This window comes from Actinokineospora alba (assembly GCF_004362515.1).
Lineage (GTDB): Bacteria > Actinomycetota > Actinomycetes > Mycobacteriales > Pseudonocardiaceae > Actinokineospora > Actinokineospora alba.
This window is the reverse complement of record NZ_SNXU01000001.1, coordinates 4825917-4846847: the sequence shown is the minus strand read 5'-3', so window position 1 is coordinate 4846847 and position 20931 is coordinate 4825917. Positions and strand designations below refer to the sequence as shown.

General features: G+C 71.1%; 16 protein-coding genes. 4 read left to right on the top strand and 12 right to left on the bottom strand.

What is annotated here, in order from left to right; all coding sequences use genetic code 11:
- Nucleotides 1-66: 66 nt before the first annotated feature.
- The gene (locus C8E96_RS22325) at nucleotides 67-1182 is read left to right on the top strand and encodes a lycopene cyclase family protein (protein WP_091383877.1); all 1116 of its coding nucleotides are present in this window, start codon (nucleotides 67-69) and stop codon (nucleotides 1180-1182) included.
- 155 nt (nucleotides 1183-1337) lie between these two features.
- Nucleotides 1338-3086: a GGDEF domain-containing protein gene (locus C8E96_RS22320; RefSeq protein ID WP_324187081.1), complete on the top strand. Its 1749-nt coding sequence runs from the start codon at nucleotides 1338-1340 to the stop codon at nucleotides 3084-3086.
- Nucleotide 3087: 1 nt separating this feature from the next.
- Here C8E96_RS22320 and glmS read toward each other — a convergent pair whose 3' ends face one another.
- The 4 genes from glmS to C8E96_RS22300 all read right to left on the bottom strand — a co-directional run bounded on the left by glmS (nucleotide 3088) and on the right by C8E96_RS22300 (nucleotide 7284).
- Entirely contained in the window at nucleotides 3088-4914 is a 1827-nt protein-coding gene (gene glmS / locus C8E96_RS22315) for a glutamine--fructose-6-phosphate transaminase (isomerizing) (RefSeq protein WP_091383874.1), read from the bottom strand.
- A gap of 9 nt (nucleotides 4915-4923) precedes the next feature.
- Entirely contained in the window at nucleotides 4924-5211 is a 288-nt protein-coding gene (locus tag C8E96_RS22310; protein ID WP_091383873.1) for a hypothetical protein, read from the bottom strand.
- Between the two features lie 187 nt (nucleotides 5212-5398).
- Entirely contained in the window at nucleotides 5399-6046 is a 648-nt protein-coding gene (locus tag C8E96_RS22305) for a response regulator (protein ID WP_091383871.1), read from the bottom strand.
- Nucleotides 6043-7284 carry a sensor histidine kinase gene (locus C8E96_RS22300; protein WP_228770345.1) on the bottom strand — a complete coding sequence of 414 codons (1242 nt, stop codon included), beginning with the start codon at nucleotides 7282-7284 and terminating at the stop codon, nucleotides 6043-6045. Before C8E96_RS22300 ends, C8E96_RS22305 begins: the two co-directional genes overlap by 4 nt.
- 168 nt (nucleotides 7285-7452) lie before the next feature.
- Here C8E96_RS22300 and C8E96_RS22295 point away from each other — a divergent pair, with 168 nt between their 5' ends.
- Nucleotides 7453-9417, top strand: a complete 1965-nt coding sequence (locus C8E96_RS22295) for an ABC1 kinase family protein (protein ID WP_091383867.1) — start codon at nucleotides 7453-7455, stop codon at nucleotides 9415-9417.
- Here C8E96_RS22295 and mug read toward each other — a convergent pair.
- The 7 genes from mug to uvrA form a co-directional block, all read right to left on the bottom strand.
- The gene (gene mug / locus C8E96_RS22290) at nucleotides 9371-9910 is read right to left on the bottom strand and encodes a G/U mismatch-specific DNA glycosylase (RefSeq protein ID WP_228770344.1); all 540 of its coding nucleotides are present in this window, start codon (nucleotides 9908-9910) and stop codon (nucleotides 9371-9373) included. The genes C8E96_RS22295 and mug overlap by 47 nt on opposite strands.
- A 127-nt stretch (nucleotides 9911-10037) precedes the next feature.
- Nucleotides 10038-10940 carry an esterase/lipase family protein gene (locus tag C8E96_RS22285; protein ID WP_091383863.1) on the bottom strand — a complete coding sequence of 301 codons (903 nt, stop codon included), beginning with the start codon at nucleotides 10938-10940 and terminating at the stop codon, nucleotides 10038-10040.
- A 172-nt stretch (nucleotides 10941-11112) separates the two neighbouring features.
- The gene (locus C8E96_RS22280) at nucleotides 11113-11610 is read right to left on the bottom strand and encodes a methylated-DNA--[protein]-cysteine S-methyltransferase (protein WP_091383861.1); all 498 of its coding nucleotides are present in this window, start codon (nucleotides 11608-11610) and stop codon (nucleotides 11113-11115) included.
- On the bottom strand, nucleotides 11607-13097 hold the full coding sequence (locus C8E96_RS22275; protein ID WP_091383859.1) for an AlkA N-terminal domain-containing protein: 1491 nt from the start codon (nucleotides 13095-13097) through the stop codon (nucleotides 11607-11609). The genes C8E96_RS22280 and C8E96_RS22275 overlap by 4 nt, the downstream gene beginning before the upstream one ends.
- Before the next feature lie 93 nt (nucleotides 13098-13190).
- Nucleotides 13191-15380 (bottom strand): YcaO-like family protein, encoded by a 2190-nt coding sequence (locus C8E96_RS22270; protein WP_133794671.1) that lies wholly within the window; start codon nucleotides 15378-15380, stop codon nucleotides 13191-13193.
- Nucleotides 15381-15417: 37 nt separating this feature from the next.
- On the bottom strand, nucleotides 15418-15621 hold the full coding sequence (locus tag C8E96_RS22265) for a hypothetical protein (RefSeq protein WP_133794669.1): 204 nt from the start codon (nucleotides 15619-15621) through the stop codon (nucleotides 15418-15420).
- Nucleotides 15622-15708: 87 nt separating this feature from the next.
- Entirely contained in the window at nucleotides 15709-18561 is a 2853-nt protein-coding gene (gene uvrA, locus C8E96_RS22260; RefSeq protein WP_091383853.1) for an excinuclease ABC subunit UvrA, read from the bottom strand.
- Between the two features lie 250 nt (nucleotides 18562-18811).
- Here uvrA and C8E96_RS22255 point away from each other — a divergent pair, with 250 nt between their 5' ends.
- Nucleotides 18812-19564 carry a maleylpyruvate isomerase family mycothiol-dependent enzyme gene (locus tag C8E96_RS22255; RefSeq protein ID WP_091383851.1) on the top strand — a complete coding sequence of 251 codons (753 nt, stop codon included), beginning with the start codon at nucleotides 18812-18814 and terminating at the stop codon, nucleotides 19562-19564.
- 132 nt (nucleotides 19565-19696) lie between these two features.
- On the opposite strand, the gene C8E96_RS22250 is transcribed toward C8E96_RS22255, so the two are convergent.
- Nucleotides 19697-20920, bottom strand: a complete 1224-nt coding sequence (locus C8E96_RS22250) for an acyltransferase family protein (protein WP_228770343.1) — start codon at nucleotides 20918-20920, stop codon at nucleotides 19697-19699.
- Between the last annotated feature and the right edge of the window lie 11 nt (nucleotides 20921-20931).

Below are 20931 nucleotides of genomic sequence, written 5' to 3'. Positions count from 1 at the left end.
TTGCCGGACGGGGCGACTCGGTTGCCTGGCGGGGCGACTCGCGGGTGGGCGTGGTGGGATCGGGGGGTGGATGTTGTGGTGGTGGGGGCGGGGCCCGCGGGGTGGGCGGTGGCGTATCACTGCGCGGGGCTGGGGTTGCGGACCGGGCTGGTGGACCCTGATCCGTATGGGCCCTGGGCGGCGACGTACGGGGTGTGGGATGACCAGTGCGCTTTCCTCCCGCCGGAGGCGCAGGTCACCAGGGCCACCGCCGTGCGGGCGGCTGGGCGGCGGCTTGAGCGTGGGTATCGCGTGCTGCACAACGAATCCGTGCTCGCCGGGTTCGCCCGGTCCGACGTCACCGTGTTCGCCGGGCGGGTGCGCGGGGCCGAGCACGGACCGCGGGGATCCACGATCACCCTGGACGACGGCAGGCGCATCGCCTGCGCGGTGACCGTCGACGCCTCCGGGGCTCGACGCGTCCTGACCGGAGGGTCGCCCCGGCCGCCGCGGACCGAGCAGACGGCGTTCGGGGTGATCGTTTCCGCGAAAGCCGCCTCCGCCTTCGTGGCGCCCGGCGAGGCCGTGTTCATGGACGACTGGATCACCGCCAACGGCCTCGCCACCTTCCTCTACGCCGTGCCACTGCCCGGGAACCGGGTCCTGCTGGAGGAGACGAGCCTGGCCGCCCGTCCCGGGGTGGCCCGCGACGTGCTGGTCTCTCGGCTCCGCTCGCGGGGAATCAGCCTGACCGACGAGACCGAGTGGGTGCGGTTCGCCCTCGATATCGCGCCGCCGTGGGGTGGGGACGTGGTCGCGTTCGGGGCGGCAGGCGGGATGATCCATCCCGCCACCGGGTACAGCCTGGGCGACGCCCTCGCCGTCGCCCCCCAGGTCGCCGGGGCGATCGCCGCGGCCCTGCCCGACGGACCGGCGAAGGCCAGGGCCGCCGCCCGCGCGGCCGTCTGGTCCCCCGCCGCCCGAGTCGTCCACGGGCTGCGCCTGCGCGGGCTGCGCACCCTGACCGCGCTGCCCGCCGAGCGCTTCCCGGCCTTCTTCGACACTTTCTTCGCCCTGCCCGCCGACCTTCGCGACGCCTACCTCACCGGCCGCGACGACGTGCGTGGGACGACCGCGGCGATGGCGGCCTTGTTCCGGGACGTTCCGTGGAGAATTCGCAGAACCATGGCCATACTGCGGTAGTCATTCCCAATGCCGCATTTGCATAATTCACCCTTTCGGGTTGCGTGTGTGTCCACCGCTCCCCCAACTGTCGTGAGGTGGACCACAGCTAAGTGAACAGCTGGTGACCTCTGCTCACAAAAGGGCCTGGAACAGGCACTATGACGCCCGTGACCATGGTTCAGGACGTCAGTTTCGCGTTCCAGCCGTTGCTCAGCACCCGTACCGGGGAGCCCGTCGCGGTGGAGGCACTCGCGCGGCCCAAATCCGGCGGAATCTATGACTTGCTCCGAAAAGCCGGGAAATCCGGTCGCCTGGTCGAAACCGACATCACCCTCGCGAGCCGTGCCGTGTTGGCCGCCGCGCGCCACGATGTCGCCGTGCCGCTGCACGTGAACATCCTCGCCGCGACCGCGACCAAGGCCGAGGAGCTGATCGCCGCGTTGCGTCCGGCGCTCAAGGAGACCGGGCGGCACCAGACCGAGGTGGTCCTGGAGATCAGCCCGCCGTTCAGCCAGGTGCACCGCGCCGAACTGCTGCGCGGGCTCGACCAGCTGCGCGAGCTCGGCTACCGCATCGCGTTCGACTCGGTCGGCGACGGCGACCTGCCGCTCTCCCTGCTCGCCGACGTCGCGCCCGACCTGGTCAAGCTCGACGCGCACCTGATCGGCGGTCTGCCCGACGAGCCCGCCAGCCTGGCGATCGTGGAGAGCCTCGCCCACTTCTGCTCACGCACCGGCATCCGACTCGCCGCGGTCGGCGTCGACAGCGAGGACCAACTGCTCTGCCTCAACCGGCTCGGCGTGCGCCTGGCCCAGGGCGCGCTGCTGGCGGGTGAGACGGCGGACGCGACGACGCTGGTGCCGCTGCCGCGCCAGGTCGCCGACATCATCGAGCTCAACGCGACCACCCGGACCACCAACGAGGCCCCCGGCGTGCCGATGGTCGTCGACTTCCTGCGCCCCGCGACGACCCTGCCGGAGACGGTGACCGCCGAGGAGGTCCGCGACGCCCTCGCCGCGGCGCCGACGATCAACGGCGTCATCCTGGTCGACAACTACGGCAGGCCGACGTACTCGGTGGAGCGCAGCCGCTTCCTGATCGCGGTGACCGGCCCCTACGGCCACGCCCTCAACGCGAAGAAGCCCGCGAGCAGGCACGCCGACGCGCCGCGGGTGATCCGCGCCGACGCGACCGGGCTGCAACTGCTGGAGATGGTCGGCGACGCCGACTGGGAGCGCGCGGGCGACGACATCGTGGTGGTGGACAACCACCGGGTGTGCCTGGGCGTGGTCCGGCTGACCGAGGTGGTGCGCGGCGTCGCCGAGTCCAAGATCGAGCAGGCCGCCGCGCTGAACCCGGTGACCAGGCTGCCCGGCGCGGAGATCGTCGACCGCGAGATCGACCGCCGCATCCACAACAACGAGATGTTCGTCGTGGCCTGGCTCGACGTCGACTCGTTCAAGGCGGTCAACGACACCGTCGGGTTCGCCGCGGGCGACGACCTGATCCGCTCGATCGGCCGCGCCCTGGCCGACGCCGAGGCGGACCTGCCGGGCACCCGGGTCAGCCACGTCGGCGGCGACGACTTCCTGATCGTCACCGAGCTCGACGAGATCGCCACGCTCGCGGGCCGGGTGGTCGACCAGACCTGGGTGACCGAGGGCATGACGGTGACCGTGTCGCTGGCCTCGCTGGTCTGCGGCGTGCGGACGGTCGCGTCCTACCGGGAGGCCTCGCGGCTGCTGGCCCCGCTGAAGAAGCAGGCCAAGGCGGTGGCCGGGTCGAGCTGGGTGCTCACCCGGCCGGGCGCGGACCGCGTCGAGGTGCTGCGCGGCCGTCCCGGTGAGCGGCGAGGCCAGCACGCGCTGCGGGTCGACCCGAGAGCCGACACCCGCTACCTCGCCGCCCACCAGGCGGTCTGACCTACTCGACCGTCACGCTCTTGGCGAGGTTGCGCGGCTTGTCGACGTCGCGGCCCAGCTCCACGGCCAGGTGGTAGGCGAGCATCTGCAGGGCGATCGTGAACACGATCGGGTCCAGCTCCGGCTCGCCGCGCGGCACGCGGATCACGTGGTCGGCCAGCCCGTCGGGCAGGTCGGCGTTGGTGACCGCGATGACCGGGCCGCCGCGCGCCTTGATCTGCTCCATGGTGCTGAGGTTCTTCGACAGCAGCTCGTCGTCCGGCACGACCACCACGCTGGGCATGTCCGGGTCGATCAGCGCGAGCGGGCCGTGCTTGAGCTCCGCGGACTGGTACGCCTCGGCGTGGACGTAGGAGATCTCCTTGAGCTTCTGCGCGCCCTCGCGGGCGACGGGCCAGCCGCGCACCCGGCCGAGGAAGAACATGTGCGTGGCCTTCGAGTAGTGCCGCGCGACCTCCCGCACCGCGTCGTCGGTGCCGAGCACCTGCTCGATGTGCTCGGGCAGCGCGCGCAGCCCGTTGACGATCCGGGCGCCGGACGAGGCCGACAGGTCGCGCACGCGGCCCAGCAGCAGCGCGAGCATCGCGAACGAGACGGTCATGTTCGTCATCGCCTTGGTCGAGGCGACCGACACCTCGGGCCCGGCGTGCAGGAACACGCCGCTGCCGCACTCGCGGGCCACGGCGCTGCCGACGACGTTGACCGCGCCGATCACCCGGCCGCCCTTGCGCCGCAGCTCCTGCACGGCGGCCAGGGTGTCGAGGGTCTCGCCGGACTGGCTGATCGCGACGTAGAGCGTGTCCGGGTCGACCACCGGGTTGCGGTAGCGGAACTCGGACGCGGGTTCGGCGTCGGCGGGGATGCGGGCCAGCTCCTCGACGAGGGTCGCGCCCATCTGGCCCGCGTAGTACGCCGAGCCGCAGCCGAGGAACTTGACCCGGCGGACCGCGCGCAGCGCCATCGCGTCGAGGCCGAGCCCGCCGAGGTGGGCGGTGGCGAAGCGCTCGTCGAGCCGCCCGCGCAGGGCGCGCTCGACCGCCTCGGGCTGCTCGGCCATCTCCTTGCGCATGAAGTCGGGGAAGCCGCCCAGCTCGTAGTCGTCGGCGAGGACGTCGACGGTGGTCGGCTGCTTGCTGGTGCGCCGGGCCTCCAGCGTGGAGGTGCGGTACTCGTTCGCCTTGACGGTGGCCAACTCGCCGTCGTCGAGGAACACCACGCGCTGGGTGTGGTGCACCAGAGCGGCAACGTCGGAGGCGACGTACATCTCGCCGTCGCCGATGCCGAGCACGATCGGGCTGCCGTTGCGGGCGACGACCAGTTCGTCGGGGCGGGTCCGGTCGAGCACGACCAGCCCGTAGGTCCCCTCGACCTGCCGCACGGCCGCGCGGACGGCGTCCTCGAGGGAGCCGGTGCCGAGTTCGGCGGCGATGAGGTGCGCGAAGACCTCGGTGTCGGTGTCGGAGGCGAGTTCGACACCCTCGGCGGTCAGCCGGGCGCGCAGCGGCTCGGCGTTCTCGATGATGCCGTTGTGCACCACCGCGATCCGGCCCGCGGCGTCGAGGTGCGGGTGGGCGTTGCGGTCCGACGGCTCGCCGTGGGTGGCCCAGCGGGTGTGCGCGATGCCGATCGTCGAGGCCACCGGGGCGGACTCGGCGAGCCGGTCACGCAGCTCCTGGACGCGGCCGGCGGCCTTGGTGACCACCAGCTTTCCCTTGCGCAGCACGGCCACGCCGGCGGAGTCGTAGCCGCGGTACTCCAGCCGGTGCAGGCCCTCGACCAGCACCGGGGTGGCGTCGCGGTCCCCGACGTATCCGACGATTCCGCACATACATGCTCCCTATCCGTAGACGATGCGGCGCAACTGGCGCTCGGTCAGCCGCGGCGGCGCCACCGGCCGGGCGGCCAGCTCAGCCGCCAGGGCGGTCCAGATCTGCGCGTTGCGGTACTGCTTGCCCCGCAGCTCGGCGTGCCTGCGGCGGACATAGTCCTCGGTCGTCTCGCCGAAATACCCGATCACATCGGCGACGACCCGCGCCGCGACCCCGGGCGTGAGCCCGGTGCTCTCGGCGACGTGCCGGACGAGGTCCGGCGGCGGTGACTCGGTCACGACACCCGACACTGGCATCGAATGCCCCCTTTAGGCAACTTCCCTGCCCGATTTCGGGCAGAAACCCCCACGCCCAGCCGCGAGTCGCCCCTTCCGGCAAACGAGTCGCCCTCCCCGGCAGCTGAGTTCGACATTCGCGTCACCCGAATGTCGAACTCAGTCGCCGGACGGGGCGACTCGTTTGCCGGGAGGGGCGACTCGCGGGTTAGGCGGGGGTGATGAAGCCGGATTCGTAGGCGGTGATGACGGCCTGGGTGCGGTCGCGGGCGCCGAGCTTGGCCAGGACGTTGCCGACGTGGGTCTTGACCGTCTGCAGGCTCACGAACAGCTTCTCGCCGATCTCGCCGTTGGACAGGCCGGTGGCCATCAGCCGCAGGACCTCCGCCTCCCGCTCGGTCAGGCCCGCGGCGGCCAGGCCGCGGGTGCCCCTGTCCGAGCCGTGCGCGGCGGCCAGCGCGCGGATCGCCGACGGGAACAGCAGGGAGTCGCCGGTCGCGACCAGGCGGATCGCCTTGACGATGTCGTCGGGCCGGGTCCGCTTGAGCAGGAACCCGTTCGCGCCGACGCGCAGGGCGTCGTAGACGTAGTCGTCGTTCTCGAACGTGGTGACGACGAGGATCTTCGGCGGTTCCGCGAAGGTCTCCAGCAGGTGCCGGGTGGCCGCGATGCCGTCCACCGCGGGCATCCGCACGTCCATCAACACCACGTCGGGCCGCAGCCGCACCACCAGCGGGGCCACCTCGGCGCCGTCGCCCGCCTCGCCGACCACCGACAGGTCGGGCTCCGAATCGATGATCGCGCGCAACCCCGCGCGGATCAGTTCCTCGTCGTCGACCAGCAGTACCGTGATCATTCCCCCACCAATTCCTCGTCCCGCACACCCGAACGCAGCGGAATGCGCACGGCCACCACCCAGCGGCCGTCATCGACACCCGCCGTCATCTGTCCACGAAGGACGGTCACGCGCTCGCGCATCCCCGCGAGCCCCCGGCCACCACCCGGTCGCGGCGCGCCGACGCCGTCGAGCGGATTGTCTATGTCCAACACCAGTTCCTCCTGCCCCACCGCCAGCCGCACGGCGACGGGAACCTTTCCGGCGTGCCGCAGGACGTTGGTCAGGCACTCCTGGACGATCCGGTACGCCTCGCGCGACACCGCGGCGGGCAGCCTCGACACCTCGCCCTCCACAGTGGACTCCACGCGCACCCCGGCGATCCTGGTCCGGTCGAGCAGACCGGGCAGGTCGTCGAGTGTCCACTGCGGCGCCGTGGGCGCGCGGTCTTCGCGCAGCAGGCCGAGGACGTGGTCGAGGTCCTCCAGCGCGGACCGAGCCGACTCCTCGATGGCACCGAGCGCCTTGTCGACGAACGCGGGGTCGGCCGCGAGCACCCGGCGGGCGGCGGCGGCCTGGACGGTGACGATGCTGAGCGCGTGCCCGACCGAGTCGTGCAGTTCACGGGCCAGCCGGTTGCGTTCGGCGAGCTGTTCGGCGCGCCTGCGCAGGGCGACGAGTTCGTCGTCCGGGGTCGGGCCGAGCAGCGCCGGGGCCAGCCGGATGAACAGCGCTCCGCACCAGGACACGACGTGGACCAGCAGCAGCAGGCTCAGCACGCCGAGCGCCGGGATCCACGCGGCCGCCCAGCCCTTCGGCATCGGCGCCGAGACCTCGCCGAGGTAGAACGACCCGGTGAACGGCACCGCGAATGACGACACCACCGCGGGTGGCAGCGCCAGCGTGACCCCGCTGACGACCCCGCCGATCAGCAGGTGCGACACCGCCCACACCGCCGTGCGCCACCGCGCGGGCCAGGACGTCACCCGGCGCGTGGCGTGCTCGGGCACCGCGTCGCCGAGCAGTTCCCGCGCCGCCGTCCCCTCGATCACCCGCACGGCCGGGATGAACGACATCACCACGATCGCCGCGACCATCACCACCAGGATCAGCGCCACGATCAGCCAGACCGGTATCCGGTCGCTCGCCACCGAGACCAGGGTGGAGGCCAGGAACACGTACGGGACCAGCAGCGCACCGCCGATGATCAGGTACACCCAGCGCCGGTAGGTCGACTCCCGACCCACCGGTCCCAGCACCGCCCGCACTCCCACACGACCGATCCTGGCAGACCGCCCGCGGGCCGCCCCTCCCCCGCCCGGTCCGCGGCGCTCCCCCGTAGGAGGGAGGACGGTCACCCGCCCGTGGGAGGCTCACGCCGCGAGCGCCGCGCGATCATTCGGCGTGTCAAAGGGGGAAGGGAAGTAATGAACTACGTCCTGCTCAGCGTCTCCGGCGTTGTGGCGTTCGCGATCAGCGTCAAGATCATGATCGTCGGCGCCCGGCGGACACTCGGGGTGCATGTCGGAACCTTGCGGGCCGCGGTGTCCAGCCTGGTCGCCTGGAGTCTCGCGGGGGTGGTCGGCCAGGGGATGCAGGAGGTGCGGCCCGGGGACGAAGCGGCCGTTCTGCTGTTCATCATCCCGTTCTTCGGCGGGACGCTGCTGGTGGCGGTCGCGGTCCTGTTCGTCTGGGAAGTCGTCTGGCCCGCGGGCACCGGACTCGGTCCGCTCGGCTCGCTGCGCGCGATCCGCGGCCGGTGGTCACGCGCCCGCCGCTACACCCGGATCACCGCGATCGCCGTGCGCCACGGGCTCGGCCCGTACCTGGCGGGCAAACGGGAGGACAGCGGCCAGGCCCGGCTCGCCCGCTCACTGCGGAAGGCGCTGGAGGAAGGCGGGGTCACGTTCGTCAAGCTCGGCCAGGTGCTCTCCACCCGCGCCGACCTGCTGCCGCCGGAGTTCATCGACGAGCTGACCCTGCTGCAGGACCGGGTCGCCCCGGTGTCGGCCGACGCGATCGACGCGGTGCTGCGCGCGGAGTTCGGCGCGGCGCCCGAGGACGTGTTCGCCGAGTTCGACACCACACCGCTGGCATCGGCGTCGATCGCCCAGGTGCACCGGGCGACGCTGCGCTCCGGCGCGGACGCGGTGGTCAAGGTCCAGCGGCCGGGCGTGCGCGCGCAGGTCGAACTCGACCTTGACATCGTGCACCGGCTCGCCCGGACGCTGGAGTCCCGCACATCCTGGGCGCGTTCCCTGGGCGTGGTCGACCTGGCCGACGGGTTCGCCAGGGCTTTGTTGGAGGAACTGGACTTCCGGGTCGAGGCCCGCAACCTGACCACGGTCGCCGCGGCGTCCGGCGGGCACCTGCCCGATGCGGCGGTGCGGCTGCCGCTGCCGCACGAGAGCACCGAGCGGGTGCTGGTCATGGAGCGGCTCGACGGTGTCCCGCTGCGCAAGGCGGCGGCTGTGCCGGACCCGGCGGGCGCGGCCCGTGAACTGCTCCACTGCCTGCTGCGTCAGGTGATCCAGCACGGTGTGTTCCACGCCGACCCGCACCCGGGCAACATCCTGCTGCTGTCCGACGGTCGACTCGGGATGCTCGACTTCGGCTCCGTCGGCAGGCTCGACACCTCGCTGCGGACCGGCCTGCAGGACCTGCTGCTCGCCATCGACCGCGGTGACGCGGCGGCCCTGCGCGACGGTCTGCTGTCGGTGGTCGAGCGTCCCGCCGAGATCGACGAGCGCAAACTGGAGCGGGCACTCGGCGGCTTCATGGCCACGCACCTGCAGCACGGGTCCGAACCGGACATCACCATGTTCACCGACCTGTTCCGGCTGGTGACGTCGTTCGGCCTGGCCGTGCCGCCCGCGATCGCCGCCGTGTTCCGGGCCCTGACCACGATGGAGGGCACCCTGGCGCGGCTGTCCCCCGGGTTCGACATCGTGCTGGAGTCCCGTTCGTACATGGCCGCGCGCGTGGCGGGACCCACCGCGGTGGCGGGCGCCCGCGACCTGGTCACCGGGGAGCTGATGGCCATGCTTCCGGTCCTGCGGCGGCTGCCCCGGCGGATCGACCGGATCAGCGGCGCGCTGGAAGAGGGGCGGCTCTCGGTCAACGTCCGGCTCTTCGCCGACGAACGCGACCGCGCGCTGGTGACCGGACTGCTCAACCAGGTCATCCTGGCCTTCATCGGGGCCACCGCGGGCATCATGGGCGTGCTGCTGCTCGGCAGTGCCGGTGGACCGCGGCTGCTGGGGGAAACCACGCTGTATCAAGGCATCGGCTACAACCTGCTGCTGATCAGCGCTCTCATCGGGCTGCGCCTGCTCTTCACGGTCTTCAGCCGTGCTCGCGAAGTGCCCGGAACTCCGCGGCGACATCGTTGAGCTGAAAATGGGCGTTGAGGCCGCTCGGGTTCGGCAGCACCCACAGCTTGGCCTCGCCGATCCGCTCGTCCTGCGGGCCGATCACCGCGTGCGGCGCACCGAAGGCGACCCGGTACGCGGTAACCCCCACGATGGCGACGGTGTGCGGGCGGTACTCGTCGACCACCGCGACCAGGCGTTCGCCCCCGGCGGCCAGTTCCTCGGTGGACAACTCGTCGGCGCGGGCGGTCGCACGGGCGACCAGGTTGGTCACGCCCAAGCCGAACTGGGGCAGCAGGTGCTGCTCGGCGGGGCGCAGCAGGCGCGGGGTGAAACCGGACAGGTGCAGGGCGGGCCAGAACCGGTTGCCCGGCCGGGCGAAGTGGTGCCCGGTGGCCGCGGAGTACAGGCTCGGGTTGATGCCGCAGAACATCACGGCGAGACCTGGCGCGAGGACATCGGGAATGGTGCGGTCACGGGCGGCGGCGAGCTGGGCGCGGGTTGGCGGGGACACGCCCTCCATGGGACCAGAACTCGATCAAGCTCGCCACCGGGCCACCGGGTCATCACATCCCGTTCACCGTTGCCAGTACACCGGAAAGCCGCACCTGGATCAGGTGCGGCTTTCCGGTAACGAATGCTCAGAGGCAGGCGACGACGGCCGGAAGGCGAGAGTCGAGCTCGTGCATCGTCTGCTGGATCACCAGCGGATCCCAGGCAATGCCGATGTGCTCGACCGGGTCGAGCGGGCACATGTCCTGCACCAGCTTGTTCTTGACGTTGGACGCCGGAGCCAGCCACGCCGAGGTGTACGGGGTGACCACCTCGTCGTAGCGGGTCTGGATCACCGTGTACTTCACCGCCGGGTCCGTCTCCCCGCCCGCGTTGAGCTGCGTGAGGAACTCCGAACCGGCGAACTGCTGGCTGCACGCGGGGCACTGGGTGTCGATGAACGACTTCGCCAGCGGGATCGAGGTCAGCAGGTTCGACAGGCCCGCGACCGTCGTGCCGTGGTTGGACGGTGCCAGCCCGATCAGCTTGTTGACCTTGCTCGCGCCACCGAGGTTCTTGATGTAGTAGCGCGGCATCATGCCGCCCTGCGAGTGCCCGACAATGTCCACCTTGGACGCGCCAGTCTTGGCCAGCACCTGATCGATGAAGGCGGAAAGTTCCTTCGCCGAGGTCGGGATGTCACCGGTGCCGTTGATCGTCCGGGTCGGATCGACGCTGCCGTAGTTCAAGGCGAAGACGCAGAATCCCGCGGCCTGCAGCGTGGGCGACATGGTGCCCCAGTTGTCGTACATGTTCTCGAACGTGCCGTGCACCAGCACGACCGGCCGCGGGTGCAGGAAGCTCAGTGGACACCCGAAGTTGTTCGCACCCGGTGGGGTCGCGTTCGGGTTCGCCACCGAGTACTCGTAGGCACTCTGGAAGTTCGTGGGAGCGTCGGCGGCCGAAGCGGGCCCGATCGTGGCGATCCCGGCGCCCGCGACGAGTGCGACGGCTGCGGCGATCAGGGATACACGGGTGGAACGCGATCTCATGGTGACTTCCTTGAGGTGACTGGACGAACGTTGGCCTTGACCCCTCGGCGGTGTCCGGCCGGTGGGCCCGACACCGCCGAGGAAATTACTCCATTCGGCCGAGAAGTGAAGTCACGTTTTGTCCAGCACCGTTTCTTTGTCACAACCACACAAGAAATCGCGAGTGGATCACTCACCCGGTGCTCAGACCCCGTTCGAAGTCCAGCAGGTAGCGCTTGCGGGGCAGGCCGCCGCCGTAACCGGTGAGGTCGCCGGTCGACCCGACCACCCGGTGGCACGGCACGATCAGGCCGATCGGGTTCTTGCCGTTGGCCAGCCCGACCGCGCGCGACGCGGACGGCTTGCCCAGCCGGGCCGCCAGCTCACCGTAGGAAACGGTCTCGCCGTACGGGATCTCGCAGAGCTGCGTCCACACCCGCCGCTGGAAGTCGGTGCCCGCGAACGCCATGGGCAGGTCAAAGCGCTTGCGATCGCCCGCGAAGTACTCGCCGAGCTGGGTGATCACCTCACCGAACGGCTCGTCGTCGCGCTCGCCGAACGTCTCCTCGGGTGGGCGGTGGCGCTGCTGTTCCATGTACAGGCCGGAGAGGACACCGTCGGTGGCGACGAGGGTCAGCACGCCGACGGGGCTGTCGACGACCGTGTGGGAGCGAGTGATGGTCGCGGTCATGAGTTCTCCTGGGTCGTGGGCATTCGGTTGATGACGTGCTCGCTCGTACCCCACAGGTACTGCGTGGCGTAGGCGCGCCAGGGCCGCCAGGCCTGGGCGTGCGCGATGAGCGCTTTCGGGTCGGTGGGCAGGCCAAGGGCGGCGGCGGCCAGCTTGACCCCGAGGTCGCCGGGGACGAAGGCGTCCGGGTCGCCGAGGGCGCGCATGGCGATCATCTCGACGGTCCACGGACCGAATCCGGGCAGGTCGGAGAGGGCTTGGCGGGCGGCGTGCCAGTCGCTGCCGACGCCGAGGTCGAGGTCGCCCGCGGCGAGGGCGGCGACCAGGGTGGTGAGCGTCCGCCTGCGGGACTGGGGCATGGCCAGCGTCTCCGGGTCGATCCCGGCGAGGGCCTCCGGGGTGGGGAACAGGTGGGTGAGGCCGCCCGCCGGGTCGTCGATCGGGTCGCCGTGGGCGGTGACGAGTCGGGCCGCGTGGGTGCGGGCGGCGGCGGTCGACACCTGCTGGCCGAGGACGGCGCGGACGGCGAACTCGGCGGAGCAGACCGTGCGCGGCACTCGCCTGCCTGGGTCTTTCGCCACCAGTGGGGCCAGGAGCGGGTCGGCGGCGAGCAGTTCGTCGACGGCCACCGGGTCGGCGTCGAGGTCGAGCAGCCACCGGCAGCGGCTGATCGCCAGCGCGAGGTCGCGCAGGTCGGAGAGCATCAGCTTGCAGCCGATGTGCTCCGGCTGCGGGCGCAGCTCGACGATCGCCGGGCCGTGCGGCAGCCGGATCGTGCGCCGGTACGCGCCGTCGCGCCACTCCTCGACACCGGGCACGCCGGTCGCCACGAGGTGGCCGAACAGGTTGTCCGGGCACAGCGGCGCGCGAAACGGGAGTCGCAAGGTCAGCGTGGTCGACGGTGTCCCGTCCGGCCTCCCCGCCGGACGCACCCGCTGTCGCAGCTCCGTGGGTGACTGGGCGAACACCTCGCGGACCGTGTCGTTGAACGTGCGCACGCTGGCGAACCCGGCGGCGGGCGCCACCACGGCCATCGGCAGGGCCGTGGTCTCGATCAGCAGCCGGGCCGTCTGGGCGCGCTGGGCCCGGGCGATGGCCAGCGGGCCGGCGCCGAGCTCGGCTTGGAGCTGCCGCTCGATCTGCCGCACGCTGTAGCCCAGCCTGCGCGCCAGCCCGGGCACGCCCTCGGCGTCGACGACGCCGTCGGCGATCAGCCGCATCGCCCTGGCCACCAGGTCGGCCCGCTCGTTCCACTGTGGAGAGCCGGGGCTGGCGTCGGGCCTGCATCGCTTGCAGGCGCGGAAACCGGCCTGCTGGGCCGCCGCCGCGCTCGGGTAGAAGCGCATGTTGCGGACCTTGGGCGGGACCACGGGGCAGCTGGGGCGGCAGTAGATCCGGGTGGTCAGGACGGCGGTGAAGAACCAGCCGTCGAACCGCGCGTCCTTCGACTGCACGGCTCGCACGCAACGCTCCACCTCGGTGTACATGCGACCAGTCTTCCCCAGGCCACCGACACCGGCTGGCGGGAAAACGACACCACGGTCGACGGCGGGGGTGCCGTCGTTTTTCTGCCGGCCCAGCTACCAGATGGGGTGGATGTTCGTGCGGTTCGCCGACAAGGTGCGTCCGCGGAGGCGGGCCACAACCGAGCGGTCGTTGCCATACCCGTAGCTGATCGGCTGCAGGTCGGGGCTCACCGCGCGGACCACCCGGAACGGCCCCGTCGCGACATCGGCGCTCGTCACGTCGACCACCGCCACCCGGACCTTCGCCGAGCCCAGGACGTGGGCTAGGTCGGTGACCGACGACTCGGCCACCGGTTCACGCAGGTCGCGCAGCCGGGAGGTGCCGCCGCAGCGGAGCCGGTCGAAGGCGGCGACCCGGTCGAGCGGGAAGTAGTAGGCGGCGTGGTCGAGCATCTCGCGGACCTCCTCCGGCCCCTTCGGCACCGGGCGCTCCCGCATGAGACCCGCCAGGTGCGACGCGGTCTGCGCGAGTTCGAGGACCGCCGCCCGGATCGCCGCGCGGGGCGACCTGTCGGCCCCGAGCCCCAGCGTCGCCCCGGGCCTGCGCTTGCCGTCGCCGAGGGCGAGCGCGGCGGCGGTGACGCCGTACATGCTGGTGGGCAGCAGGTACACCTCGACGGTGACGCCCTGCGTGCGCAGCGCCTCGACGATGGCGGCCAGGTCCGGGTCGAGGGTGTCGTCGAGTTCGACGTACCGGCCTTTGGCTCCGGTCAGCCACGCGGCCATCATCGCGTCGCGCTCGATGAGTTCGAGGACGGCCCGGACGGTGGCCGACTCGGCGTCGGTGCCCGCGGCGAGGCCGTTGGACGTGCCCTGGCAGATCAGGTGCTCGGGCAGCAGCGTCATCGCCAGGTAGGTGAACACGGCGGGGACCCAGACGGGCCGGTCGGTGCCCAGCCAGGTGCCGCGGACCCACGGGTGGTCGGTCCGGCGGTCGAACGCGGCGAACGCGAACCCGGGGCGGGCGTAGCTTTCCGGTTCGTACAAAGGGAATTCGCGAGGGTCGAGGATGTCGCCTGCCAGGTCGGCGGGCCGGGCCCACACCAGCTTCTCGGCCTCGGGCAGCGACGGCGCGTACCGCTCGATCGCCTCCCCCACCGCCGACAGGATCGCCTCGGCCTGGGTGGCGCCCTTGCCCCAGCCGATCGGCAGCGCCCGCGCCCGCCCCTCGGTGTCCACGTGGTGCGGTGGTGCCGCCGTGGCGACGAAGGGAAGGTCGGGTCCGGTGCCGAGCGGTTGTTTGAGGGAGATCCACGGGATGACCCCGGTCAGCGGGTCCACCCAGCCCGCCAGTGCCTCCAGCAGCGCGGCGGGGTCGTCGCCCTCGGGAAGGCCCACGGCGCCGATCCCCTCGGCGCCGCCGCAGACGTCGCAGGATGGCAGGGGGATCACGCGGTGCCACACGACTTCGCCGTCGACCACCTCGGCGACGTGGTCGACGAGGTCGCGGGCGCCGCTGCGTAGGAGGGCGACGACTCGGTCGGCTTGCGGGTCGGGGAGTTCGAGGCTGCCCGCGTAGCTGCCGTGGCTGCCGGACCGTTCGGTGAGGTCGTCGGGGACGACGGTGGTCTTGTCCGGGTCTACGGGCGGCGTGATGCGGCCGTACAGGAGGCCCGACACAGCGGCGGTGCGCTCCACGTCATCATCGTCGGCCGCGGTGATGAGTGATCGCGCCACGGCCGTGGTGCGCTCCACGTCATCGTCCACGCCGACGACGACCGACCGCGGCACCGCCGTGGTGCGTTCCACGTCGTCATCCGCCGCGACGATGAGTGAGTTCGCCACATCGGTCGTGCGCTCCGGGTCGTCATCCGCCCCGAGGACGACCGATCGTGCCACGGCGGAGGTGCGGTCCGGGTCGTCGGCGCTCGCTCCCGGCACAGCGGAGGTCCGAGCCTTTGCGGCGGGGCGACGTAGAGCGACGCCCATCGGCGAGTCGGCGACGGCCAGATGCGCGACCTGTGGGGCGACCGCCCCGAAGGACGCCGCCTTGGCGGCGAGCATGCGCCTGCGCGCGCACTCCGCGCAGCCGGGGCGGCCGGGAACGGACAGCGGACCCACCAAGATCCGCTCACCGTCGAACGTCAGCGTGACCGCGGGAAGCCGGGCGGATCGGGCCCACCGGCCGAACGGGGTCAGGTCGTCGGCGGCCGCGGCCACGTGGATCGCGAGCGTCGCCGTCGGCGGCGGCACGCAGCCAGGGCCGTCGTAGACCACGACCGCTGACCCGAGTGCATGTCGCACCCGGGTCAGCGTGGTGGTCTCGCGGCTGGTGGCCTGGTCAGCCCGCACGCACCGCCCCCAAGTCCAAGGCGTGTCGAGGGCGGCCATGGGTCACCAGGGTGAACTCGGCGGGCGCGGTGATCCCCTTGAGGACCTCCCAGAACCGCAGTTCCTCGTCGCCGCCCCCGCGCAGCGCCTGGGGCGCGGCGGTGGCTCGCGACGGTGTGGCCACCCTCGCGACGAGTTCCCGGGTGTCTTGCATGGCTGCCTCCTGGTTGCGTACCTCGGTCATGAGGTAGGAGTCCGCAACCGGTCGAGAAATACATCATCCACCCGGGATCTTTGCAGGTCACATCACGTGCGCAAGGAACTCCCCGGTGTAACTGCCCTCGACCTTGACCACGTCCTCCGGTGTGCCCTCCGCGACGACCGTGCCGCCGCCCGAGCCGCCCTCCGGACCCATGTCGACGATCCAGTCCGAGGTCTTGATCACGTCGAGGTTGTGCTCGATGACGATCACGGTGTTTCCCTTGTCCACCAAGCCGTTGATCACCCCGAGCAGCTTGCGGATGTCCTCGAAGTGCAGGCCGGTGGTGGGCTCGTCGAGGATGTAGACGGTCTTGCCGGTGGACCGCTTCTGCAGTTCGCTGGCGAGCTTGACGCGCTGCGCCTCACCCCCGGACAGGGTCGGCGCGGGCTGGCCGAGCCGGACGTAGCCGAGGCCGACGTCGACCAGGGTGGCCAGGTGCCGGTGGATCGCCTTGATCGGCTCGAAGAACGCCGCGGCCTCCTCGATCGGCATGTCGAGGACTTCGGCGATCGTCTTGCCCTTGTAGTGGACTTCAAGGGTCTCGCGGTTGTAGCGCGCGCCCTTGCAGACCTCGCACGGCACGTAGACGTCCGGCAGGAAGTTCATCTCGATCTTGATCGTGCCGTCGCCCGCGCACGCCTCGCAGCGGCCGCCCTTGACGTTGAACGAGAATCGTCCCGGCTGGTAGCCGCGGACCTTCGCCTCCGTGGTGGAGGCGAACAGCTTGCGGACGTGGTCGAACACGCCGGTGTAGGTCGCGGCGTTGGACCGCGGGGTGCGGCCGATCGGCGACTGGTCGACCTGCACGAGCTTGTCGACCTGGTCGAGCCCGCGCACCCGCGTGTGCCGCCCGGGGACCTGGCGCGCGCCGTTGAGCTTGTTGGCCAGCACGGTCGCGAGGATGTCGTTGACCAAAGTGGACTTGCCCGAACCGGACACGCCCGTGACCGAGACCAGGCAGCCCAGCGGGAACGACACGTCGATGCCACGGAGGTTGTGCTCGCGCGCGCCGACGACCGTCAGCTGGCGCTTCTTGTCGACGGTCCGGCGCACCAACGGCATCGGGATGGCGCTGCGGCCTGCGAGGTAGGCGCCGGTGAGGGATTCCTTGTTCTTCAACAGGTCCTTGAACGTGCCGCTGTGCACGACGCGGCCGCCGTGCTCCCCCGCGCCCGGGCCGATGTCGACGATCCAGTCGGACTGGCGGATGGTGTCCTCGTCGTGCTCGACGACGATCAGCGTGTTGCCCAGGTCGCGAAGGCGGATCAGGGTTGTCATGAGCCGGTGGTTGTCGCGCTGGTGCAGGCCGATCGACGGCTCGTCGAGCACGTAGAGCACACCGACGAGCCCGGACCCGATCTGCGTGGCCAGGCGGATGCGCTGCGCCTCGCCGCCGGACAAGGTGCCGGACGCGCGGTCAAGGGAGAGGTAGTCGAGGCCGACGTCGAGCAGGAACCGCAGGCGCGCCTGGATTTCCTTGAGCACCGCGCCCGCGATCATCGTCTCGCGCTTGCCGAGCTTGAGGCCGTCGAGGAACGCCGAGCATTCATTGATCGACATCGCCGAGATGTCGGCGATCGAACGGTCGCCGTACTCGCCGTGGTGCAGCGTCACCGCGAGGATCTCGGGCTTGAGCCGGGAACCCTGACACGACGGGCAGGGCACCTCCCGCATGTAGCCCTCGTACTTCTCCCGCATGTACTCCGAGTCGGTCTGCTCCTGGCGCCGCTCGAGGAACGGGATCACGCCCTCGTACGCGGCGTAGTACGACCGCTCGCGTCCGTACCGGTTCTTGTAGCGGACGTGCACCTGGTCGTCGGTGCCGTGCAGGACCGCCTTCTGCGCCTTCGCCGGCAGCCGCCGCCACGGGGTGTCCATTCGGAACCCGATCGAGTCACCCAGAGCGGTGAGCAGCCGGATGAAGTACTCCGCGGTCTGACCGCCCGCCCAGGGCGCGATCGCGCCGTCGCCGAGGGAGAGCTCGTCGTCGGGGACGACCAGCTCCGGGTCGACCTCCTTCTTGATGCCGATGCCCGTGCACACCGGGCACGCGCCGTACGGCGAGTTGAAGGAGAACGAGCGCGGTTCCAGGTCCTCGACGCCGAGCGGGTGGCCGTTCGGGCAGGCCAAGTGCTCGGAGAAACCCCGGATGCGGCCCGGGTCATGCTCGGGAAGATCGACGAACTCCAGCTCGACGAGCCCGTCGGCCAGCCGCAGCGCGGTCTCCACCGAGTCGGTGAGGCGCTGCTTGGACGAGGCTTTCACCGAGAGGCGGTCGACGATCACCGCGATGTCGTGCTTCTCCTGCTTCTTGAGCTTCGGCGGCTCGGTGAGCGGGTAGACCTTGCCGTCGACCAGCGCGCGCGAGTAGCCCTGCGTCTGCAGCTGGGAGAACAGGTCTATGTACTCGCCCTTGCGGCCGCGGATGACGGGCGCGAGCACCTGGAACTTCAGGCCGGACTCCATCGCCAGGACCTGGTCGACGATCTGCTGCGGGGTCTGCCTGCTGATCGCCTCGCCGCAGGTGGGGCAGTGCGGCTTGCCCGCGCGCGCGTAGAGCAGACGCAGGTAGTCGTAGACCTCGGTGATCGTGCCGACCGTGGAACGCGGGTTGCGGCTGGTCGACTTCTGGTCGATCGAGACCGCGGGCGAGAGTCCCTCGATGAAGTCGACGTCCGGCTTGTCCATCTGCCCGAGGAACTGCCGCGCGTAGGCCGACAGCGACTCGACGTACCGGCGCTGCCCCTCGGCGAAGATCGTGTCGAACGCGAGGCTGGACTTGCCGGAGCCCGACAGTCCGGTGAACACGATCAGGCTGTCCCTGGGCAGGTCGATGTCGACGCCGCGCAGGTTGTGCTCCCGGGCGCCGCGAACGACGAGGCGGTCGGCCACTGAGATCCCTTCGGTAGTGCTCTGAACTGGGCAGAACTCGGGCAGCGCGGCATCCGGGGATGGGATCGCACGCTGCGGGTTGAGTGGCCACTGGTGGCCGGCACCCATGCTAAAGCCGGGCACCGACAATTCTCGCGGACCGGTCGCGGCGATGCACCCGCGGAGCGGTACCCACGGGTAACGTCACTCGCCTAGGCTGGTCCACGGGAGCACCTTTCGCTCCGTTCACGCCAAGCATGTCGGGGTCCTCATGACTGGGTCGAACACGTCCGCGAGCACCATGAACGGCACGACCACCGCGGCCACGCTGGCCGCCGTGCGCGAGGCCACGGCCGTCCTGACCGGGGTGGTCGAGAGATTCGCCGAGACCGACTTCACCCGGCCCAGCCTGCTGCCGGGGTGGACCCGCGGGCACGTGGTCACCCACCTCGCCCGCAACGCCGACGCCCTGGTCAACCTGCTGACCTGGGCGCGCACCGGCATCGAGCACGCGGCCTACCCGAGCTGGGCGGACCGCAACGCCGACATCGCCGACGGCGCGAGCAGGCTCGGCCAGATCCAGCGCGAGGACCTGGTCGCCGCCTGCGGCCGCTTCATGGTCGAGGCTACGCGACTCGGTCACGAGGACTGGGCGGCGCGGGTGCAGAACTCCTCGGGCACCCCGGTCGCCGCCGCGCAGATTCCGCAGATGCGGCTGTTCGAGGTGTGGACGCACCTGGTCGACCTCGATTTCGAGGTGGGCTTCGACGCGGTCCCGACCGGCCACCTCGACCTGCTCCTCGACCGCGCGCTGCTCCCCCACCGCAGCCGCACGGACGGCCACCCGCTGCGGCTGACCGTCTCGCTGCCCGACGGAAGCCAGCGCAGCTGGGAGTTGGCGATCGCCCAGGACGCCGACAGCGAGGTGAGCGGATCCGCGGCGGCAGCACTGACCTGGCTGACCGGCCGCGGCAGGCCCGCGAGCCTGTCCGGCCCCCTCCCCGACCTAGGTGCCTGGGGCTGACCCCGCGAGTCGCCCCTCCCAGCAAGTGAGTCGCCCCTTCCGGCAACCGAGTTCGACATTCGCGCTATCTGAGCGTCGAACTCACTTGCCTGGAGGGGCGACTCGTTTGCCGGGAGGGGCGACTCGCGAAGGTCAGCGCAGTTGGGAGGTGGCCATGGCCCACTGCGGGAGCGGGGTGAGCGGGTCGGCGGCGGCTGGGTTGACCCGGCGGGTCTGCCTCGGCAGGTCGTCGGGCGTGGCAGGCACCTGCGGCAGGTCGCGGATCGCCTCCACCACGGCGTTGCCCGCGACGCGCGCGCGAAGCAACATGTCGCCGGTGAGCCAGCGGTGACACGGCTGCTCGACGAGTCGGGTCATCGCCCAGCCCAGCACGACGGCCATCGCCACGCAGGCGACCAGGCGGCCCCACGCTCCGACGCCCACGTCGAGCAGGAAGCGCGCGAGCACGAAGCCGAGTTCCTGGTGGACCAGGTAGACGCCGAACGAGATCCCGCCGAGCCAGCGGATGGGCGTGGCGAGCTGCCGCAGGCCCGGGATGTCCCAGTCCGGGCCGCCCGCGGCCGCGACGATGCCCGCGAGGATGACCCCGAACGCCACGGTCGACCACGTGTCGGCGAAGCGGGAGTGGGCGTCCTGCGCGACAAGGACGGCGACGAGGTAGGCGGCGAGGTGCTTGCCGGAGAACCGGTCGCGGGTCCACAGCCAGATCGCGATGCCCACGCCGAACAGCGCCACCCGGTGCAGCGCCAGCCCGTCGAAGACCGACCGGATCCACTGCGCCGCGTCGACGTCGTCGCGCCAGACGAAGCGGATCACCAGCGGCACCACCACCAGCGACCACAGCAGCCAGGGCAGCGCACCGCCCCGCGTCCACCGGCGCGGCCACAGCAGGGCGGCGGCGAAGAAGGCCATCACCTGCACGGGCAGCGTCCAGTAGGAGGCGTCGATCCAGTGGAAGGTCGGCGACCACGCCTGCACGAGCAACAGGTTCGCGGCCAGGTCCGTGACATTGGGCACATACCACCCGAACGCGGGCGCGACGGCCCGGGAGACGCCGTAGGTGATCACCACCGCGAGCAGGTACGCGGGCAGCAGCCGGGCGAGCCGGTTGCGCAGCCACTTGCCCGTCTCACCACGTCGGATGGTCACGCAGATGAAGAACGCGGAGATCACCAGCAGCGTGCTCGCGCCGAACTGCAAGGGCAGCACGAACGGGTACGGCCCCAGTTCGGCGTGGTTGATCGGCGACTGGTGGGTGACGTGCTGGACGACGACCGAGTAGACGGCCAGCACCCTGATGACGTCCCAGCTCAGCTTGCGTGGGGACCGTGTTCGGATCTCTGTCTCTGAGTTCACGGGCTCGCAGG